The 18,358-nt window shown below is 73.9% G+C and carries 15 protein-coding genes; 10 read left to right on the forward strand and 5 right to left on the reverse strand.

From position 1 onward, the window contains the following. The first annotated feature begins 163 nt into the window (after window positions 1-163). The 7 genes from KGD84_RS05170 to KGD84_RS05200 all read left to right on the forward strand — a co-directional run bounded on the left by KGD84_RS05170 (window position 164) and on the right by KGD84_RS05200 (window position 5,688). On the forward strand, window positions 164-988 hold the full coding sequence (locus tag KGD84_RS05170) for a hypothetical protein (protein WP_260697188.1): 825 nt from the start codon (window positions 164-166) through the stop codon (window positions 986-988). After that, window positions 985-1,698, forward strand: a complete 714-nt coding sequence (locus tag KGD84_RS05175; protein ID WP_220564960.1) for a DUF5941 domain-containing protein — start codon at window positions 985-987, stop codon at window positions 1,696-1,698. The genes KGD84_RS05170 and KGD84_RS05175 overlap by 4 nt, the downstream gene beginning before the upstream one ends. 30 nt (window positions 1,699-1,728) lie before the next feature. Then, window positions 1,729-2,460 (forward strand): phosphocholine cytidylyltransferase family protein, encoded by a 732-nt coding sequence (locus KGD84_RS05180; protein WP_220564961.1) that lies wholly within the window; start codon window positions 1,729-1,731, stop codon window positions 2,458-2,460. A gap of 5 nt (window positions 2,461-2,465) precedes the next feature. Beyond that, window positions 2,466-3,515 (forward strand): iron-containing alcohol dehydrogenase family protein, encoded by a 1,050-nt coding sequence (locus KGD84_RS05185; protein WP_220564962.1) that lies wholly within the window; start codon window positions 2,466-2,468, stop codon window positions 3,513-3,515. After that, entirely contained in the window at window positions 3,493-4,263 is a 771-nt protein-coding gene (locus KGD84_RS05190) for a CDP-alcohol phosphatidyltransferase family protein (RefSeq protein WP_220564963.1), read from the forward strand. The genes KGD84_RS05185 and KGD84_RS05190 overlap by 23 nt, the downstream gene beginning before the upstream one ends. A 288-nt stretch (window positions 4,264-4,551) precedes the next feature. Further along, window positions 4,552-5,382, forward strand: coding sequence for a glycosyltransferase family 2 protein (locus KGD84_RS05195; protein WP_220565547.1), 831 nt, complete (start codon window positions 4,552-4,554; stop codon window positions 5,380-5,382). A gap of 66 nt (window positions 5,383-5,448) precedes the next feature. Then, window positions 5,449-5,688 carry a hypothetical protein gene (locus KGD84_RS05200; protein ID WP_220564964.1) on the forward strand — a complete coding sequence of 80 codons (240 nt, stop codon included), beginning with the start codon at window positions 5,449-5,451 and terminating at the stop codon, window positions 5,686-5,688. Window positions 5,689-5,770: 82 nt separating this feature from the next. Here KGD84_RS05200 and KGD84_RS05205 read toward each other — a convergent pair whose 3' ends face one another. The 4 genes from KGD84_RS05205 to KGD84_RS05220 all read right to left on the reverse strand — a co-directional run bounded on the left by KGD84_RS05205 (window position 5,771) and on the right by KGD84_RS05220 (window position 11,226). Then, window positions 5,771-6,373 (reverse strand): malonic semialdehyde reductase, encoded by a 603-nt coding sequence (locus KGD84_RS05205; protein ID WP_220564965.1) that lies wholly within the window; start codon window positions 6,371-6,373, stop codon window positions 5,771-5,773. Window positions 6,374-6,466: 93 nt separating this feature from the next. Then, entirely contained in the window at window positions 6,467-7,639 is a 1,173-nt protein-coding gene (locus tag KGD84_RS05210) for a glycosyltransferase (RefSeq protein WP_220564966.1), read from the reverse strand. Between the two features lie 365 nt (window positions 7,640-8,004). Then, complete coding sequence (locus KGD84_RS05215; protein WP_220564967.1) at window positions 8,005-9,369, reverse strand: nucleotide sugar dehydrogenase; 1,365 nt, start codon at window positions 9,367-9,369, stop codon at window positions 8,005-8,007. A gap of 108 nt (window positions 9,370-9,477) precedes the next feature. Then, window positions 9,478-11,226, reverse strand: coding sequence for a glycosyltransferase family 4 protein (locus tag KGD84_RS05220; protein WP_255647061.1), 1,749 nt, complete (start codon window positions 11,224-11,226; stop codon window positions 9,478-9,480). 206 nt (window positions 11,227-11,432) lie between these two features. Between KGD84_RS05220 and wecB the strand changes: the two genes are divergently transcribed. The 3 genes from wecB (at window position 11,433) to KGD84_RS05235 (ending at window position 16,925) form a co-directional block, all read left to right on the forward strand. Next, entirely contained in the window at window positions 11,433-12,545 is a 1,113-nt protein-coding gene (wecB, locus tag KGD84_RS05225; RefSeq protein ID WP_220564968.1) for a non-hydrolyzing UDP-N-acetylglucosamine 2-epimerase, read from the forward strand. 368 nt (window positions 12,546-12,913) lie between these two features. Continuing rightward, the gene (locus KGD84_RS05230) at window positions 12,914-14,671 is read left to right on the forward strand and encodes a hypothetical protein (protein WP_220564969.1); all 1,758 of its coding nucleotides are present in this window, start codon (window positions 12,914-12,916) and stop codon (window positions 14,669-14,671) included. A gap of 58 nt (window positions 14,672-14,729) precedes the next feature. Further along, window positions 14,730-16,925, forward strand: a complete 2,196-nt coding sequence (locus tag KGD84_RS05235) for a glycosyltransferase (RefSeq protein ID WP_255647063.1) — start codon at window positions 14,730-14,732, stop codon at window positions 16,923-16,925. 108 nt (window positions 16,926-17,033) lie between these two features. Here KGD84_RS05235 and KGD84_RS05240 read toward each other — a convergent pair whose 3' ends face one another. Next, a complete protein-coding gene (locus tag KGD84_RS05240) occupies window positions 17,034-18,320 on the reverse strand; it encodes a sensor histidine kinase (RefSeq protein ID WP_220564970.1) in 1,287 nt (428 codons plus the stop codon). Window positions 18,321-18,358 lie beyond the last annotated feature (38 nt).

Here is an 18,358-nt window from a genome sequence, read left to right on the forward strand (position 1 = left end):
GCCGGAGGATTCCGGCGGTGCGCACTTTGTCATCTGACCCGACCGAAATGGCGCCACGCCGCTCTGAACAGGCCAAACGGACACCTGTGGCGTGTCAGTGATTGATTGACCACAGAGCGTGGGTGACGGTTGCTCTCACCGAGAACTCGAGAGGGACACGCCCATGGCCAACGGCACCGTGGCGCGCTCGACCGCGCGCCTCCTCGAACGCAGGCACGTCACCCGGGCGGGGATGAGCCGGATCGCCGTGATGGTCTCCGTCGGCGCCGCCGTCTGGTTCACCCGCCCGGACACCGTCGGCGGGCTGGCCGGATCGGCCTTCCTGGTGGCGGTGCTGTTCTGCGACTCCGTCCGCGAGCGCATGCGCGCCGGGCGCTACGACGCCCTCACCCTGTGGCTGTCCGCCATGCTCTCCCAGCTGCGCGAGTACATCGTCTACCTGGGCCTGGCCGTGGGCGCGGTGCTGGCCGGGGCCGGCGGGGCCTGGGGGTGGGCCGCCGGGGCCCTGGTGGCCCTGGCGCTGCGCGACGCGCTCCTGGTGGCCCGGGAGGCGCCGCCCGCGCCCCCGGTGCCGTCCCGGCGCGGCCGGGGCGCGGGGAAGGCGGCCGGGGAGGCGGCGGTGGCGCCCGCGGCGGCCGGACTCGTCCCGCGCCCGGCCACCGGGGGCCACGACCGGGACGGGGCCGCCGTGCCGTCCGGCCACCGGACCGCACGGCCGGGCCCCGGCCCGCGGCCGGGGCGGCCCCGGGGACGCCCCGCGGCCCCGCCCCGCCGCGTCAGCGGGGCAGGGGCGCGGCGGCGGGCGCCCGCCGCCGACCTCGCCCGGCGGCTGCTCGCCTTCCCCCAGCCGGTCCGCTTCCTGGCGATCGCCGTCACGGCCACGCTGTGGGACCCGCGGATCTCCTTCGTCACCCTCATCGTCGGCTGCGCCATCGCCATCACCACGGCGCTCGTCGACCCCGCGGCGGCCCACGGGGGGCGGCGGTGAACGGGGCGCAGGGGGCCGCGCGCACCGCCGGGACCGTCCCGGACCTACGCGCGCTCCGTGATGACGGTCACTTCTGCCGTCTGGCGGGGCGCGTCGCCCCGGGCCTGGTTCCGCCGCTCCCGACCGCGGCGGCGGCCGCGATGGTCGTCCTCGTCCTCCTGGCGGCGGACCGCGGGCTTCCGGCAGGCATTACCCTGTTCGCACCGGTCGCTGCCCTGCTACTGTCCGGAACGGCCTCGGGCCACCCCCACGACGGACGGTTCGACCGACTCGTTCCGCCCGTTCTGCGCGTCATGGAGTACGCGTACCTGATGGTCGTGGGGCTCGCGTCCGGTGTACCCGGTCCCCTGGTGTTCGTACTCTTGATGACGGTCGCCTGTCACCACCGCGACGACGCCGTCCGCCCCCCGGTCGGTGTGGCGAGGTCGCCGCGGACGCGCGCGGCCGCCCTCGGCTGGGACGGGCGCATGCTCGTCGTCGCCGCGGGGAGCGCGCTGCACGTGCCCGTTCCGGTCTACGGCATACTCGCCGGATACCTGGCGGTGCTGCTCGTCACCGAGGCGGTGCGCACCTGGAGCGCCACGCCGGTGGCCGACGTGCTCCCGGCCGGCACCGTCCCCGAGGACGGCGCCGGGCCCGGACACCCCCGGCCCGGGTACGGCCAGGAGGGCGACCCTGCACCGGTCGCCGAAACGTTCGGGGAGGCGTAGGACCTCCCCGCTAAGGAGGAACACGCCCGCATGCTCGGAATGGTTCTCGCCGCAGGCGCGGGGCGGCGTCTGCGCCCCTACACCGACACGCTGCCCAAGGCCCTGGTGCCCGTCGACGGTGAGACGACCATCATGGACATCTCGCTGCGCAACCTGGCCGCGGCCGGCCTGACCGACGTGGTCGTCGTCGTGGGCTACCGCGCCGAGGCCGTGGAGGCCCGCAAGGAGGCGCTCGAGGAGCGCCACGGCGTGAAGCTCACCCTCAGCTACAACGACAAGGCCGAGGAGTGGAACAACGCCTACTCCCTGTGGACCGCGCGCGAGTTCTTCTCCGAGGGCGTCCTCCTCGTCAACGGCGACACCGTGCACCCGGTGAGCGTCGAGGAAACGCTACTCGCCGCCAGGGGTCCGGAACTCCTCCTCGCGGTGGACAACGTGAAAAGCCTCGCCGACGAGGAGATGAAGGTGACCCTCGACGACGACGGCCACCTCGCCACCATCACCAAGCTCATGGACCCGGCCACCGCCGCCGGCGAGTACATCGGCGCCACCCTCTTCGAGGGCTCCCTGGACGCCCGCCTCGCCGACGCCCTCAAGGCCACCTGGGAGCGGGACCCGCAGCTCTACTACGAGGACGGCTACCAGGAGCTCGTCCGCCGCGGCGAGAAGGTCTCGGTCGCCCCCATCGGTCAGGTGGAGTGGGTCGAGGTCGACAACCACGACGACCTGGCCAAGGCTCGGGAGATCGCGTGCCGCTACTAGCCCGAATGCTGCCCTCGCCGGTGGCCATCGACGTCCGGCGCGGGGCCATCGCCTCGCTCGGCTCGGTGCTCGCCGACCGGCGCATCGCCACCGAGGGCCGGATCGCCGTCGCGGTCGGCCCCGGCCAGGGCGAGCAGATCGCCGCCGACCTCGACCTGCCGCACTGCGAGGTGTTCCGGGTCGAGGAGGGCACCGTCGACGCCGCCAACGAGCTGGGCAGGAAGCTCCGCTCGGGCGCCTACGAGGCGGTCGCCGGGATCGGCGGCGGCAAGACCATCGACGTCACCAAGTTCGCCGCCACCATGGCCGGCATCCCGATGGTGGCGGTCGCCACCAACCTGGCGCACGACGGCATCGCCTCCCCGGTCAGCTCCCTGGAGCACGAGGGCGGCAAGCCCTCCATCGGGGTCACCATGCCCATCGCCGTGGTCATCGACGTGGACTACGTCCGGGCCGCGCCCTCCCACCTGGTGCGCTCGGGCATCGGCGACGTGGTCAGCAACATCTCGGCCATCGAGGACTGGGAGCTGTCCGGGCGGATCAACGGCGAGCCGGTCGACGGCATGGCCGTCACCTTCGCCCGGGTCGCGGCCGAGGCGGTCCTGCACCGGCCCGACTCGATCGAGTCCGACGCCTTCCTCACGGTCCTGGCCGAGGGCCTGGTCCTGTCCGGGATGGCCATGTCGGTCGCCGGGTCCAGCCGGCCCGCCAGCGGCGCCTGCCACGAGATCCTGCACGCCGTCACCCAGCTCCACCCGGGCAAGGGCAACCACGGCGAGCTCGCCGGCCTGGGCGCGCTGTACGCGTCCTTCCTGCGGGTCCGCCACCTGGGCTGGTCCGAGGCGCGGATGGGCGAGATCCGGGACTGCCTGGTCCGCCACGGGCTGCCCGTGGTGCCCTCCGACGTCGGCCTGGACGATGAGGCGTTCGCGCGGGCCGTGGTGCACGCGCCGGACACCCGTCCCGGCCGGTTCACCATCCTGGAGCACCTCGGCCTGTCCGAGAGCGAGATCGGACGGAGCGTCGCGGACTATGTCAAGACCGTCGGTCGCTGAGGTCCGCGCGGGCGGCCAGCCCGCGGGGATCAAGGAGCGCACGAACGAGGAGCACTGGGCGGGCCGCCTCTACATGAGGGACCTCTCGCCCTACGTCAGCACCTTCTTCGTCCGGCTGGGCGTGCCGCCGAACCCCATCACCTACCTGATGATGGCGTTCGGCGTCCTGGCCGGCGTGGTGGTCGCCTTCGGCGGGCTGTGGTCGGCCCTGGCGGCCGCCCTGCTGATCCAGGTCTACCTGCTGCTGGACTGCTCCGACGGCGAGGTCGCCCGGTACACCGGCCGCACCAGCGTCACCGGAATCTACCTGGACCGGATCGGGCACTACGTGGCCGAGATCGCCCTGCTCATCGGCCTGGGCGTGCGCGCCCAGGGCGGGCTGGAGCCGGGCGGCTGGGTGATCCTGGGCATGGTCGGCGCGATCGGCGTGGCCCTCATCAAGGCCGAGACCGACAACGTCGTGGTGGCCCGCGCCAAGGCGGGGCTGCCCGAGAAGGTGACCGACGAGGCGATGCGCCCGCGCTCGTCCGGGCTGAGCCTGGCCCGGCGGCTGGCCTCCGCCCTCAAGGTGCACCGGCTGATCCAGGCCGTCGAGCTGTCCCTGATCGTCGTGGTGGCCGCGGTGGTGGACCTGTTCCTGGGCGACCTGCTCGCCACCCGGGTCCTCGTCGCCGCCTGCGCGGCGGTGGCGGCGCTGATGAGCGTCGCGCACTTCGTGAGCGTGGTGGCCTCGCGCCGCCTCGAATAACGCGTCGGTGACGTTCGCGTCACATACGGGGCCGCGGCCCATACCCCGCCCGCGGCCCCGTACACCGGCCTTTTATTCTTTCGTTAGCCTGTTCCTGCGAATGTCGGTCTTCGTCAACCTGCAAGAAGCCTGTCGTCCACAGATACGGTCCCGAACATGACCACACCCGTGATTCCGCCCCGGACCGAGGGGTCCGTGACGGAGGTCTCCCCAGGGCCCAGAGCCGAACGGAGCCGTCCCCAGGTGTCCGGTGCCAGCAAGCCCACCCTCTCCTGCGTTCTGCTCACCATGGGCAACCGCCCGGCCGAGCTGCGCCGCGCCATCACCAGCGTGTTCGAGCAGGAGGGCGCCGACGTCGAGGTCGTCGTCGTGGGCAACGGCGCCGACCTGCCCGAGCTGCCCGAAGGCGTGGTCACCGTCCGCCTGCCGGAGAACGTGGGCATCCCCGAGGGCCGCAACCACGGGGTGCGCGCCACGAAGGGCGACGTGATCCTCTTCCTGGACGACGACGGCTGGTACCGCTCCACCGACCTGGCCCGGCACGTGCGCGAGCGGTTCGCCGCCGAGCCGTCCCTGGGCGCCCTGTCCTTCCGCATCGCCGACCCGGACGGCGGCCCCGACCAGCGCCGCCACGTGCCGCGGCTGCGGGTGGGCGACTCCCGCCGCTCCAGCGTGGTCACCACGTTCCTGGGCGGTGCCAGCGCGGTCCGCCGCACCGCGTTCGAGGCGGGCGGCGGCCTGCCGGGCGACTTCTTCTACGCCCACGAGGAGACCGACCTCGCCTGGCGGATCATGGACGCCGGGTACACCATCGAGTACGACGCCGACGCGGTCATGTACCACCCGGCGGTCGCCCCGACCCGGCACGAGAACTTCTACCGGCTCAACGCCCGCAACCGGGTGTGGCTGGCCCGCCGCAACCTGCCCTGGCCGCTGGCCTTCGCCTACCTGGGCACCTGGGTGGCCCTGACCGTGCTCCGCGAGCGCGACCGCGCCTCCCTCAAGGCCTGGTTCGCCGGCTTCCGAGAGGGCTGGCGCGAGGACGCCGGCCCGCGCACCCCGATCCGCTGGTCGACCGCCTGGCGCATGACCCGCGCCGGCCGCCCCCCGATCATCTGAGCCGGGCGTGCCATGATGGGCGTTCCCGCCCCGTGAGCCTCGGGGCCGTACCCCCTGGGAGGCAGAGTGGGTTCCAGCCTGCTCGGACTCATCATCCTGGCCGTGGTCGCCCTGGGCGGCCTCGCGCTGGTCGGCGGACTGGTCTTCTTCGTCGTCCGGGCGGCCAGGCCCAAGGCGCCACCTGCGCGGCAGTACCATCCGGGCGCCCCGCAGCAGCCCCACCCGGGGCAGGGCGGGCCGCAGTACCCGCAGGGCCCGCCCGGACAGGGGTGGGGGCCGCCGCCGGGCGGCCCCGGACCGCGCTGAACACGACGACGGGCCCCTCGCGGTGCGAGGGGCCCGTGCCGTTCCCTCCCCGGCCGGGTGGCGGTCCGGTCGGAGGCGGGGATCAGACCTCGGTGACGACGGCGTCCCGCTCCAGGCGCGGCAGGCGGTCGAACCAGGCGTCCGGCCCGGGGCGGCCGATGTTCATCACCACGACCGGGCGCAGCGGCGAGTCCTCGCCGAAGAACTCCCTGCGCACGCCCTCGGCGTCGAAGCCGGTCATCGGCCCGGCGGCCAGCCCGGCCGCGCGCACGCCGATGATCAGGTAGGCGATCTGCAGGAACGCGTTCTTGACGGCCATGTCCTCGCGGGCCCCGACCGGCATCTGCGCGAAGTTCTCGCGGGCGTCGGGGGCGACCGGGAAGGTCGTCGGGAAGTTCTCGTGGAAGTCGGTGTCCGCGGACAGGATGAGCGTCAGCGGGGCCGCCGCGGTCTTGGGCGCGTTGTTGCCCGCCATGTGCGGGACCAGGCGCTCGCGGGCCTGCTCGGAGCGGACCGCGGTCACGCGCAGGGACTGCAGGTTCATCGCGGTGGGGCCGTACTTGACCAGTTCGTAGATCTCTCCGAGCTGCTCCTCCGTCACCGGCTCGGCGGTGAAGGAGTTGGCGGTGCGGGCGGCCCGGAACAGCAGGTCCTGGGCGTCCTTGTCGAGCAGCAACTGGGTCATGGTCGTACCTCGGTCGTTCGTGGGGTGTGACCGGCGGAAACGTGCGCCGGTCGGTACACCCGCACCCAACCTGCTTGACCAGGAAGATATTTCCTAGGCCAGGTAAGTGTGGTCGCCCTCACTCGCCGGAGCCCGCTCGTCACTGCGCTGGCGGGGTATCCGCGGTGTCGGACCGCCCGCCTCGTCCACCCACTCCTCGAGCTGCTTGACGAACGCCCGGGCCTGGACCGGCCAGTGGTACGAGGTCTGCGCGATGCGGTGGCCGGTCCGCGCCAGCCGGCCGCGCAGGCCCTCCTCCGCGCGCAGGCGCAGCACCGCGTCGGCCGCCGCGGCCGGGTCCTGGAACGGCACCACCAGGCCCGCCGGCCCCTCGGGCCGCTCGGTCACCAGCCGGACCGCCACCGGGCTCGGCGAGGTGACCACCGGCAGCCCGTGCGCCATGTACTCCACGACCTTGGTCGGCATCGAGTGCCGGTAGTTGGGGGTGTCGTGCAGCAGGCTGATGCCCGCCATCGCCCCCGCGCACATCCGCAGCGCCCGGTCGTTGGGCACGAACCCGTACCAGGTCAGCGCGTCCTCCTGCTGCGCCTCGCGCAGCAGCGGCCGCACGCCCGCGTCGGCGCCGCCGATGATCTCCAGGCGGACCCCGTGCGGCTGGAGCAGGCGCCCCAGCTCGACCATCTCCCGGGCGCCCCGGGCCAGGGACACGTGCCCCAGGTAGACGACCCGGTCGTCGCCCGGAAGGCGGGTCGGGGAGTCGGGGACGTCGGTGGTGTTGGGCACCACCGGGTGCGGCCGCCGGAACCGGTCCCGGTACCCCTCCTCGGCGAGCAGCAGCTTCATCCGCCGCTCCGCCCGCCGCTCGAAGGAGCGCACCAGCATCCCCAGCGGGCGGCGCGCCGGCCGGGGCACCCACGGCTTGGTGAGGACCGCCGCGGCGGTGTCCTCGTGCACGTCCCACACCGTCACCGGGCGCTCGGCCGGCAGCGCCAGCAACAGCTCGGGGTCGTGGAAGAGCAGCAGGTCGGCCTTGGGCGCGTGCTCGGCCAGCACCGCCCGGGCGGCGCGCAGGGCGGACAGCCGCTCGCGCCCGGAGGCGCGCGGGACGTCCACGGAGCGCAGCTCGCTCCACGGGGTCACGCCGCACTCGCGGAACGGCGCGACGTAGGTCACCGTGTGTCCTGCGTCCAGCAGGGCGCGGATCTGCCGGTGCAGGATCCGGGCGTCCTCCGGGTGGTGGACCACTGTGGCCACAAGCGCGTGCATCACATCACCTACCTGTGTCGCCGGTAAGGCGCATCTGAGAAGATGATCCGCTTTTGGGCAGCGGTACCGGCTGTGCGACACGGTATTCATCTGCGGAAACACGCAAAGGTCGGCGGGGTGGACGCCCGGGGGGCAACCGGTGAACCTTGGTGCGACGGCGAGTGAACACACGAGGGCACGCCGTCGGACACCGGGTGTCCGGGACGGCGCGCCCCCGTTCTGTGGGCCCGTGAACGGGCTCTCGGGCGTGTTCGGTGGATGCTTCCGTGCGGCTCGGCGCTCGCGCCGGGTGCCGGGAGCGGTCGTCGGGCGCTCTCTCGCAGACCGCCCGGCGGCCGCGACCCGGAATGATCCGCCGAACAGCCCTAGAGCACCTGGATGCCCTCGCGCTGGACGTAGCGGCGGGCCTGCGCGGGCACCACCGTCGGGTCCTCGTCCTTCGGGGCGCGGCGCAGCACGCCGCGGGTGTCCAGCAGCAGCCGCGCGTACTCCTCCAGCAGCTTGGGCCGGTACTCGCTGTGGTCGGTGAGCAGGATCACCAGGTCGGCCTCGGCCAGCGCCCGGTCCAGGTCGGTGGACCGCTCGATGTCCTGACCGTCCACCTGCCAGGACTCCACGTGCGGGTCGTGGTAGGTGAGGGTCGCGCCCTTGGCGAGCAGCTTGCGCGCCACCGGGCGGGCCGGCGACTCGCGCTGGTCGGCGATGTCGGCCTTGTAGGTCACGCCGAGGAGCAGCACCTTGGACCGCGACAGCGCCAGCCCGGACTCGTTGAGCAGCTCCTGGGCGCGCTGGATGACGTAGGACGGCATCCGGCTGTTGATCTCCTGGGCCAGCTCCACGAACCGGAACGGGTAGCCCAGGGTCTTGACCTTGTACGACAGGTAGTTCGGGTCGATCGGGATGCAGTGCCCGCCCACGCCCGGACCCGGGTAGAAGGCCTGGAAGCCGAACGGCTTGGTGGCCGCCGCCGCGATCGAGTCCCACAGGTCGACGCCCAGCTCCTGGCAGAAGATGGCCATCTCGTTGACCAGGGCGATGTTGACGTGCCGGTAGGTGTTCTCCAGCAGCTTGGCCATCTCGGCCTCGCGGGTGCCCCGCGCCCGGACCACGGTGTTCACGAACCGGCCGTAGAACGCGGCCGCCGCCTCCCCGCACTCGGGCGTGAGCCCGCCCACGACCTTGGGGGTGTTGGCCACGCCGAAGGTCGGGTTGCCCGGGTCGATCCGCTCCGGCGAGAACGCCAGGTGGAAGTCGGCGCCCGCGACCAGCCCGGACTCCTCCAGGATGGGGCGCACGACCTCCTCGGTGGTGCCCGGGTAGGTGGTCGACTCCAGGATCACCAGGGTGCCGGGGCTCAGGTGCGCGGCGATCGACTTGGCCGCGGAGGTGACCGCGCCCAGGTCGGGGCCGCCCTCCGGCGACAGCGGGGTCGGCACGCAGATGACGATGGTGCGGGCGGTGGCCAGGACCGACGGGTCGGTGCTCGCCGTGAACCCGCGGTCCAGCATGGCGCGCACGTCCTCTTCGGACAGGTCGTCCACGTGCGACACGCCGCTGTTGAGGCCGCGGACGACGCGCTCGTTCACGTCGAGTCCGGTGACCTTGAGACCGGCGGAGCAGGCTTCGGCGGCCAAGGGCAGACCGACGTAACCGAGACCGATGATGACAAGGTCGCCGGTCACCGCGGACTGCTCGGCTGCAAGGGCTGGGTTGGAGGCTGCGGCATCCACTTCGTGGTCACACTCGCATTCGTTTCGTGAACGGGCGCACTTCATCGAGGACAGCCGGGAACGTCACTGCAAGCGGGACGTTCGAGTGTAGATAGCCGTTGTCCACGATCACGGGATCTGGCCTGGTTCGGACATTCTCCGGATAAGGGCCCGGTACGCGTGGTTGTAGCGGTATACGGCCCCGGTCCATGTTCGGTTCGCCCCGATAAGGCTGCGACCTGCGAGACCGTAGGCCTCTCGCCTTTCCCGACTGTAAGCGAGTTTTGTCAGGACATCAGCGAGACCTGCCGATTCGCCCGGAGGAATTAACTCACCGGTCACCCCAGGTTCCACGATCTCTCGCAGAGCCGGAAGATCACTGGCCACAACCGGCAATCTTCCGGCCATGGCCTCCACGGGTTTGAGCGGTGTCACCACCCGGCACACGCGGTCGTCGCGCCGCGGCACGGCGAACACGTCCATCGCGGCGTGGTGCTCGCGTACCCGGTCCGCGGGGACCCGGCCGGGGAAGTGGGCGGCGCCGGCCAGCCCCAGCTCCTCGGCGCGGGCGCGCAGCGCCGCCAGCTCGGGGCCGTCGCCGACGATCAGGGCGTGCGCCCGCTCGCCGGCCCCGCGCATCCGCGCCACGGCCTCCAGCAGGGTGTCCAGGCCCTCGTAGCCGTAGCAGCTGGTGGTGGTGCCGACCACGAACTCCTCGGGGCCGATGCTCCATTCCGCCCGCACCGCCGTGCCCGGCGGCAGCGGCTCCAGGAACGACTCGTCCACCGCGTTGGGCACCACGAGCAGCCGCTCGGGCGGCACCCCGCGCGCCTCGATGTCGGCGCGCATCGCCTCGCCCAGCGTTACCACCAGGTCGGCGGCGAGCATGCACTCGGTCTCCTGCGCCCGCTCGTGGCGGTAGAAGGCGTCGTCCACGCTCCGCGAGGGGTCGCGGGACAGCCACGACTCCTCCAGGAAGCCCCGCACCTCGTACACCACGGGCAGGCCGAACCGCTGCCCCAGGGCCAGCGCCAGCCGGGCGTTGCGGTGGTTGCTGGCGGCGTGCAGCACGTCCGGCCGCACCTTCTCCACCAGCTCGGACGCCAGCTTCAGCCCGGACGCCAGCTCCTGCCCGGGGTCGGCCGGAGCGGTCCACGGCAGCAGCCGGTGGTAGGAGATCCCGTCCACACGCACCAGCGTGCGCGCGTCCCTGCTCCCCTTGTCCAGGGGGTGCCCGACCCGGCTCACCACGTGCACGTCCATGCCCGCCTCGCGCTGGGCGACGGCGATGCGGTGGGTGCGCTGGGTGTACCCGGCGTTGGTGTGCGGCAGTGCGTTGGTGACCAGATGCAGCACCCGCACACCCGACCCGTCCACCGGGCCCTCCGGAGGCGATGCGAGACGTTCACCTGCGGGGCTTTCCGGTCGCCGAGCGTTCACCGTGTCTTCGGGCCGCGTTGGGGCATCGCGGGTTAACGTGATCCCGTGGTGGACGGGCGACGGGGACGGGGACGCGGCGACGGCCCGCCCCGTGGCCAGGTCCGTCCGGTGGACGGCCCGGTCGCGGACCGGACCCGGAGGAAGGCGTTCGAGCAGTTCGCGCGCCGTCCGGGTGTCCCCGGCGGCCAGGCAGGCCGCCACCAGGCGCCCCACCCTGCGGGGCCCGGCACCGGACGCGGCGGCGAGCACCGCCTCGCGCGCCTCGGCCCGGCGCCCCTCGTCCCACAGGGCGTAGGCGCGGGCCTGACCGCCCACCCGGGCGGCCGCGCCGCGCGCCGCGCGCCGGGCCGGCCCCGGCATCAGCCGCAGCGCGAGCAGCGGCGTCCGGGCGGGGTCGGAGCGCAGGTGGCGCCAGGCCGTCGACGCGGTGAACGTCACCGCCCGCAGCCTGCGGGTCCGGGGACGGGGCGCTTCGGAAACAGGGATGTCATGCACGGTCAGTCACCCAACCACGCGGATGTGGCCGGATGGTGACACCACGGCGACACGGACGGGACGTCCCGGCGAGGAACGCCCCACCGGACCGCCACGGCCCCACCGGAACCGGTGGGGCCGAACGACGAACAGAAGGAGACCAGAGAGCCGTGGCAGCGAGCGCCCCCCTGGGCAGCCGGGACACCGCGATCGTTCACGTGGTCGGTGCCCGCCCCAACTTCGTCAAGGCCGCCCCCGTCGTCTCCGCCCTGCGCGACCGCGGAGCCCACCAGGCGGTGGTGCACACCGGGCAGCACTACGACGACCGCATGTCCGCGGTGTTCTTCCGCGACCTGGGCCTGCCCACCCCCGACGTCGACCTGGGCGTGGGCTCGGGCTCGCACGCCGCGCAGACGGCGGCGCTCATGGTCGGGCTGGAGCAGGAGTTCACCGCCCGCGAGCCCGGGATCGTCGTCGTGTACGGCGACGTGAACTCCACGGTCGCCGCGGCCCTGGTCTCCGCCAAGCTGCACATCCCGGTGGCGCACGTCGAGGCGGGCCTGCGCTCCTTCGACAACACGATGCCGGAGGAGGTCAACCGCCGGGTCACCGACCAGCTCAGCGACCTGTGCTTCGCCACCTCGCCGGAGGCGATCGGCCACCTGGCCGCCGAGGGCGTCTCCCCGGACCGGGTCCACCTGGTCGGCAACCCCATGATCGACACCCTGCTGGCCAACCTCGACCGGTTCGACGCCGAGGCCCTGCGCGCCCGCCTGGGCCTGCCCGAGCGCTACGTCGCCGCCACCCTGCACCGCCCGGCCAACGTCGACGACCCCGACACGGTGGCGCTGCTGGTCGCCCGCCTGCACGAGATCGCCGACCTCGTGGACGTGGTCATGCCGGTGCACCCGCGCGGCAAGGCCGCCTTCGACCGCGCCGGGCTGGGCGACCACCCCCGCGTCCACCTCCTGGAGCCCCTCGGCTACCTCGACTTCGTCGCCCTGGTCCGCGGCTCCGAGGCCGTCGTCACCGACTCGGGCGGCGTGCAGGAGGAGACCACCGTCCTGGGGGTCCCCTGCCTGACCCTGCGCCCCAACACCGAACGGCCCATCACCATCACCCACGGCACCAACCGCCTCGTCACCGAGGCCGACCTGCTCCAGGCCGTCACCAAGGTCCTGCACGGCCACGGCTCCGAGGCACTGCTCGACACGACTCCGCCCCTGTGGGACGGCCGCGCCGGTGAGCGCATCGCCGCCGTCCTGACCCAGTGGTCCAGGTGATCCCATGCCCCGTCCCCTCCCTTCCCGAAGAGCCCCCGGCCCCCGGCCCCCGGCGGACGACGCCGGGTCCGGCGGCGCTCCGCGGCGGTACCCGGCAGGGCACCCGGCCCAGGGCCCGACACGACACAAGGCGGGCGAATCCACCGTTCCGCCCTCTTCCGGCGGTACCGTTCCCCGACAGAGGGGCAGGTGAGCCGCCGTGTCGTACCAGCACACACCACCGACCGCGCCCCGCGAGCCCGCGACACGGCTCACCAAGGGCATCCGGACCCGTCCCGGGACCCGGCGCGGACCCCACCCGACGGGGTGCTCCCGCACGGTGACCCCGGCGGTTCCGCCGATCCGATCCGAACACAAGGTGGCAGACCGTGAAACGGCGTGAACAGAGCCAGACCGAACAGCTCAGGCAGGCCCTGGCCGAACGCGAGGCCCAGCTCCAGGAGGCCCGCGCCCGCCTTGCGGCACTGGAGGACTCCACGTCGCTGCAGGTGGGACGCGCGCTCACCGCCGCGGCCAAGAAGCCCGGCCGTTCCCTGGTCCGCCTCCCGCGCGACCTCTACCGCCTGTGGCGGCGCAGCGGCACCACCCGCCACTCCCAGCAGCAGCGGCGCCCCGGCACGGAGCCGGTGCGCTCCTTCGACGCCGACCGCCAGGAGGCCCGCCTGCTGGCCGGGGCCGCCGGCGGGGCCTCCGACCTGCTCATCGCCGCCACCGCCCTGGGGCCGCAGGTCCAGCGCGCCCTGGACCCCTACATCCGCTCGATCCCGCTGCGCCCCCACGACGCGCAGATCGTCATGGACGGCGTCGACGTCGACCTCGTCCTGGTCTCCGCCTCCGCCGCGGCACCCGGCTCGCCGTGGGCGCACGTGGGCGACCCCGCCGCGGCGGACCGCACCCGCGCCCTGCACTGGGTGCTGGAGTCCGCGGCCGCCCGCGGCATCCCCACCCTGCTCCTGGACGACGCGCCCACCGCGCCGGGCCTGCGCGCCCTGGGCTTCACCCGCGTCCACCGGGGCGACGCCGGGGTGCCCCTGCACCTGTTCAACCCGGTCGCGGCCGAGCTGGCCGAGGGCCCCGAGACCGTGTTCGTCCGCGACACCCCGGCCGAGCCGGTCCCCGACATCCTCACCGGGCTGGGCGCCGGGGCGGTCGACGCCGACGCCCCCGGCCTGGCCGACGCCCTGCGCGCCGCGCGCGTCGCCGTGGTCCCCGCCCGGGGCCCGCGCGCCGAGGCGCTGGGCCGCCGCGCCCAGGCCTGCGGCACCCGGCCCGTCCCGCACGACCCGGTCGCCGAGGAGACGGGGGAGACCGAGGGGCTGGCCGTCACCGTGCCCCGGCTGCGCGCCGCCGCGCCCACCGCCTCCGAGCAGCGCACCATGCTCCGCGAGGTCTTCCTCGCCGACGCCACCCCGGTCCGGCTCGCCGAGATCCTCGCCGGGCTGGACTTCCCGCCCGGCACGCCCGGCCCCGAGCTGCCGCTGCGCGGCCGCGCCGTCGCCGTCCTGGCCGACCCGGCGGGGGAGGCCGAGGCCGAGGACCTGGCCGACTCCCTGCTGGCCTCACGCCTGCGCCCGGCCGAGGTCGTCGTCCCCGACACCGCCGGCCGCCTGCCCGGCGTCCAGCGCCTGCGCTCCGAGGGCGTCACCGTCCGCACCGCCCGGTTCAGCACCCCGGACACCCCCGAGGAGCTGACCCGGGGCGACGACCGCACCGTGCACCTGGGCGGGCTGGGCCCCGAGCGGTGGGCCGTCCTGGCCGACCGCGCCACCGCGCCCTGGGCCCACCTGTGGACCGGGCCGGTGGGCCCGGACCGCCTGGTGGACCTGGTCTGCGCCGTGGAGTGCTCCGACGCCGACGCCGTGGGCACGGTCGCCGCCCCGGCCGCCACGGCGGGGGACCGCGGGCTCTTCGACCGCCCCACCGGCGAGCAGTACGTCTTCGTCAGCTCCCTGACCCCTGAGCTGGCCCGCACCGCCCTGGTGCGGCGGGGCTGGAACCCGGCGGAGTGGAACCGCCGCGGCACCCGCCTCCTGGCCCTGGGCCCCGACCACGGCCCCGGGACCGACCGGGACGCCAGGGGACCCGCCCACACCGCGGCGGACGCCCCGACCGGCGCCGTCGGATGACCCCCGGCCGCCTCGACCGCCCGGTACGGGCCATCCGCAAGCATCCGAAGGGAAGAACGTGAGCACACCTCCTCCGCGCGCACTCTTGTACGGGGACGTGGACCTGAACATCATCGACGGTTCAGCGATCTGGGCGCAGTCGATGGCGCAGGCCCTGGCCGCCGCCGGATGCGAGGTCACCCTGCTGTTGAAGGCCCCCGTGCGCACCGACCGCCTCATCGCGCCGCTGGCGGGGGCGCCCGGCATCCGCCTGCTGCGCCCCTACGAGGACAAGCTGGTCCCCGACGCCGGGCCGCGCGGCCTCACCCCCGAGCAGGCCGTGTCCCTGCTGGTCTCCCGGCACGAGCGGACCCCGTTCGACCTCGTGGTCGTGCGGGGCAAGCGGCTGGCCGGGCTGGCCGCCCAGGAGGAGTCCCTGGCCGGGCGGCTGTGGACCTACCTCACCGACTTCCCGCACGCCGTGGACGGGCTCACCGCCACCGCGGTCGCCGAGCTCACCGAGATCGCCCTGGCCTCCCGGTTCCTGCTCTGCCAGACCGAGGAGCTGCGCGCCTTCCTGGAGTCGTCGGTGCCCGCCGCCTGCGGCCGCTCGGTGCTGTTCCCGCCGGTGGTCGTGGTCCCCGAGGACGCCCGCGCCGACGGGCAGGTGCACGCCCGCGCCCGTCTGGCCTACACCGGCAAGTTCGCCCCGGCCTGGAACACCCTGGAGATGACCGGGCTCCCGGCCGCCCTGGAGCGCCGCGGTGTGGACGCCGAGCTGGTGATGATCGGCGACAAGGTCCACGCCGACCCCGCCGACTGGTCCAAGCGCATGCGCAAGGCCCTGGAGAACACCCCGGGCGTGGACTGGCGGGGCGGCATGCCGCGCGCCGACGCGCTGCGCGCCTCCGCCGAGTGCGACTTCGGCCTGTCCTGGCGCGACCCGTCCATGGACGCCAGCCTGGAGCTGTCCACCAAGGTCCTCGAACTGGGCGCGCTGGGCCTGCCGGTGATCCTCAACCGCACCCCCATGCACGAGGCCATGCTGGGCGCCGACTACCCGCTGTTCGCCGGGGCCGACCTGGACTCGGTGGCCGAGGCGGTCGCCCGCGCCTACCACGACCGCTCCGTGTACGCCGACGCGGCCGCCCGCTGCCGGGCCGCCGCCGAGGACCACACGCTGGAGCGCGCCGCCGAGCGCCTGCGCGGCCACCTCGCCGAGGCGCTGCCGCCCGCCCCCGCCGGGGCGGACACCGAGCGCCCGCTCAAGGTGGTCGTGGCCGGGCACGACATGAAGTTCTTCACCCGGCTCGCCGAGTACCTGTCCTCGCTGCCCGGCCTGGACGTGCGCATGGACGAGTGGGAGGGGCTGGGCACCCACGACCAGTACCGGTCCCGGGAGCTGGCCGGATGGGCCGACGTGGTCATCTGCGAGTGGTGCGGGCCCAACGCCCTGTTCTACGCCAAGTGGAAGCGCCCCGACCAGCGGCTCATCGTCCGCCTGCACCGGTTCGAGCTGTACGCGGAGTGGCCGCGCAAGCTCGACATCGACAAGGTCGACGCGGTGGTGTGCGTCAGCCCGCACTACGCCGACCTCACCCGGGAGATCACCGGCTGGCCCGCCGACAAGGTCGTGGTGGTCCCCAACTGGGTCGACGACGAGCAGCTGGCCCGGCCCAAGCTCCCGGGGGCGGAGTACTCCCTGGGCATGATCGGCATCGCGCCCTCACGCAAGCGGCTGGACCGGGGCCTGGACGTGCTGGCGGAGCTGCGCCGCATGGACCCGCGCTACACGATGTCGGTCAAGACCAAGCAGCCCTGGGACTACTGGTGGATCTGGAACCGCCCGGAGGAGCGCGCCTACTTCGAGCGCGTCTACCGGCGGATCCAGCGCGACGAGAACCTGGCCGGGGCGGTGGTGTTCGACCCGTTCGGCCCCGATGTGGCCACCTGGCTGCGCCGGGTCGGGTTCATGCTCTCCACCAGCGACGACGAGTCGTTCCACCTGGCTCCGGCCGAGTGCGCCGCCTCGGGCGGCGTGCCCGCCCTGCTGCCCTGGCCCGGGGCCGACACCATCTACGACCCGCACTGGATCCACGGCGACGCGGTGGCGATGGCCGAGGCCGTCCATGCGACGGTTCGGGAGGGGCGGTTCGCGGCCGAGGCCGAGCGGGCCCGCGCCGAGGTGGTCAAGGCGTACGGCCTGGGCCGGGTCCGGTCGCTGTGGACCGACCTGGTGGTGCGGGGCAAGGTCCCGGTCCCGGCCGGCGCCTGAGCACGCCGTCCGCCGCCGCACGCCACCGCTCCCGGCGGGTCCCGCTGCCCGCGGGACCCGCCGGGAGCGGGCCGTCCGCGGCCGCGGGGCGGCGGGTGCCGCGGGCGGTCATACGGGGCCGGTCATCTTGGACAGGCCGCCGGCCCCGGCGGGCAGGAACAGCGCGAAGGTGGTCGGCCGGGCCTGCACCAGCTCGATCCGGGCGCCCTCGGACTCGGCGATGTGCCGGGCCAGGGCCAGCCCCAGCCCGGTGCCGCCGCCCCCGCTGACCTCCCGTTCGAAGATCCGGCCGGACAGGTGCTCGGGCACGCCCTCGCCCTCGTCGCTGACCTCGATGCGCACCGACTGCCCGGTGTCGATGCGGCGGATCGTCACCGTGCCCGCCCCGTGCTTGTAGGCGTTCTCCACCAGGGTCGCCAGGATCTGGGCCAGGTCGGTGGGCACGGTCATCGCGGTCAGCCCCGGCGACCCGGTCACCAGGAGCTTGCGGTTCTCCTGCTGGAAGACCGGGGCCCACTCGGCCTGGAGGTGGTTGAGGACCGGGTCCAGCTGGACCGCCTCCACCTCCGGGTTCTGGCTCTTGCGGGCCCGGCCCAGCAGGCTCTCGACGGTCTCCACCAGCCGCTCGGTCTGGGCGAGGGCGGCCTCGCCCTCCTCCCGGACCACGTCGGGGTCGTCGGCCTCGGCGACGATCTCCTCCAGGCGCATGGTCAGCGCCGTGAGCGGGGTGCGCAGCTGGTGGGAGGCGTCGGTGGCGAAGTGGCGCTCGGTCGCGATCAGCCCGGCGATGCGCTCGGCGCTGCGGTCCAGCACCTCGGCGACCCGGTCGGCCTCCGGGATGCCGTAGCGGTGGCCCCACGGCGTGGTCACCCCCGACCCCAGGCGCTCGGCGGTGGCCGCCAGGTCGACCAGCGGCAGCGTGAGCCTCCGGGCCTGGAACATCGACAGGCCCACCGCCACGCCGATCGCCAGCAGGGACAGCGAGGCGATGCCCAGCCAGGCGCGCACCACGCTCTGCTGGACCACCTCGCCGCTCATCCACACCTCGACCACCGTGCCCCGCCCGGTCGTGGCCGTGGCCCGCAGCAGGGGCGGGGCCTCCGGCGCGTTCGGGTCCAGGGCCGGGTTCCCGGCCGTCACGGTGCTCGAACCGTCCGCCGTCGTGATCCGGATGAACCGTTCGGGGTGGTCCCGGTCGAACTCGGCGAGGTTGATCTCGCCGTGGATCTCCAACATGGTGTCGCTCTCGGCGCCGATCAGCTCGGCCTCGCCCAACAGGGCGCGGCTGCTCTCGTCGTGCACCAGCTTGTAGGTGAGCGCACCCAGGGGCAGGCCGAGCAGCATGACGGCGATGACGGTCACCACCAGGGTGGAGAAAACCATCCGCCTGCGCATGTCACCTCATGTTCGTCCGACCGGGAGACGGCCGAGGC

This window comes from Nocardiopsis changdeensis (genome assembly GCF_018316655.1).
GTDB lineage: Bacteria > Actinomycetota > Actinomycetes > Streptosporangiales > Streptosporangiaceae > Nocardiopsis > Nocardiopsis changdeensis.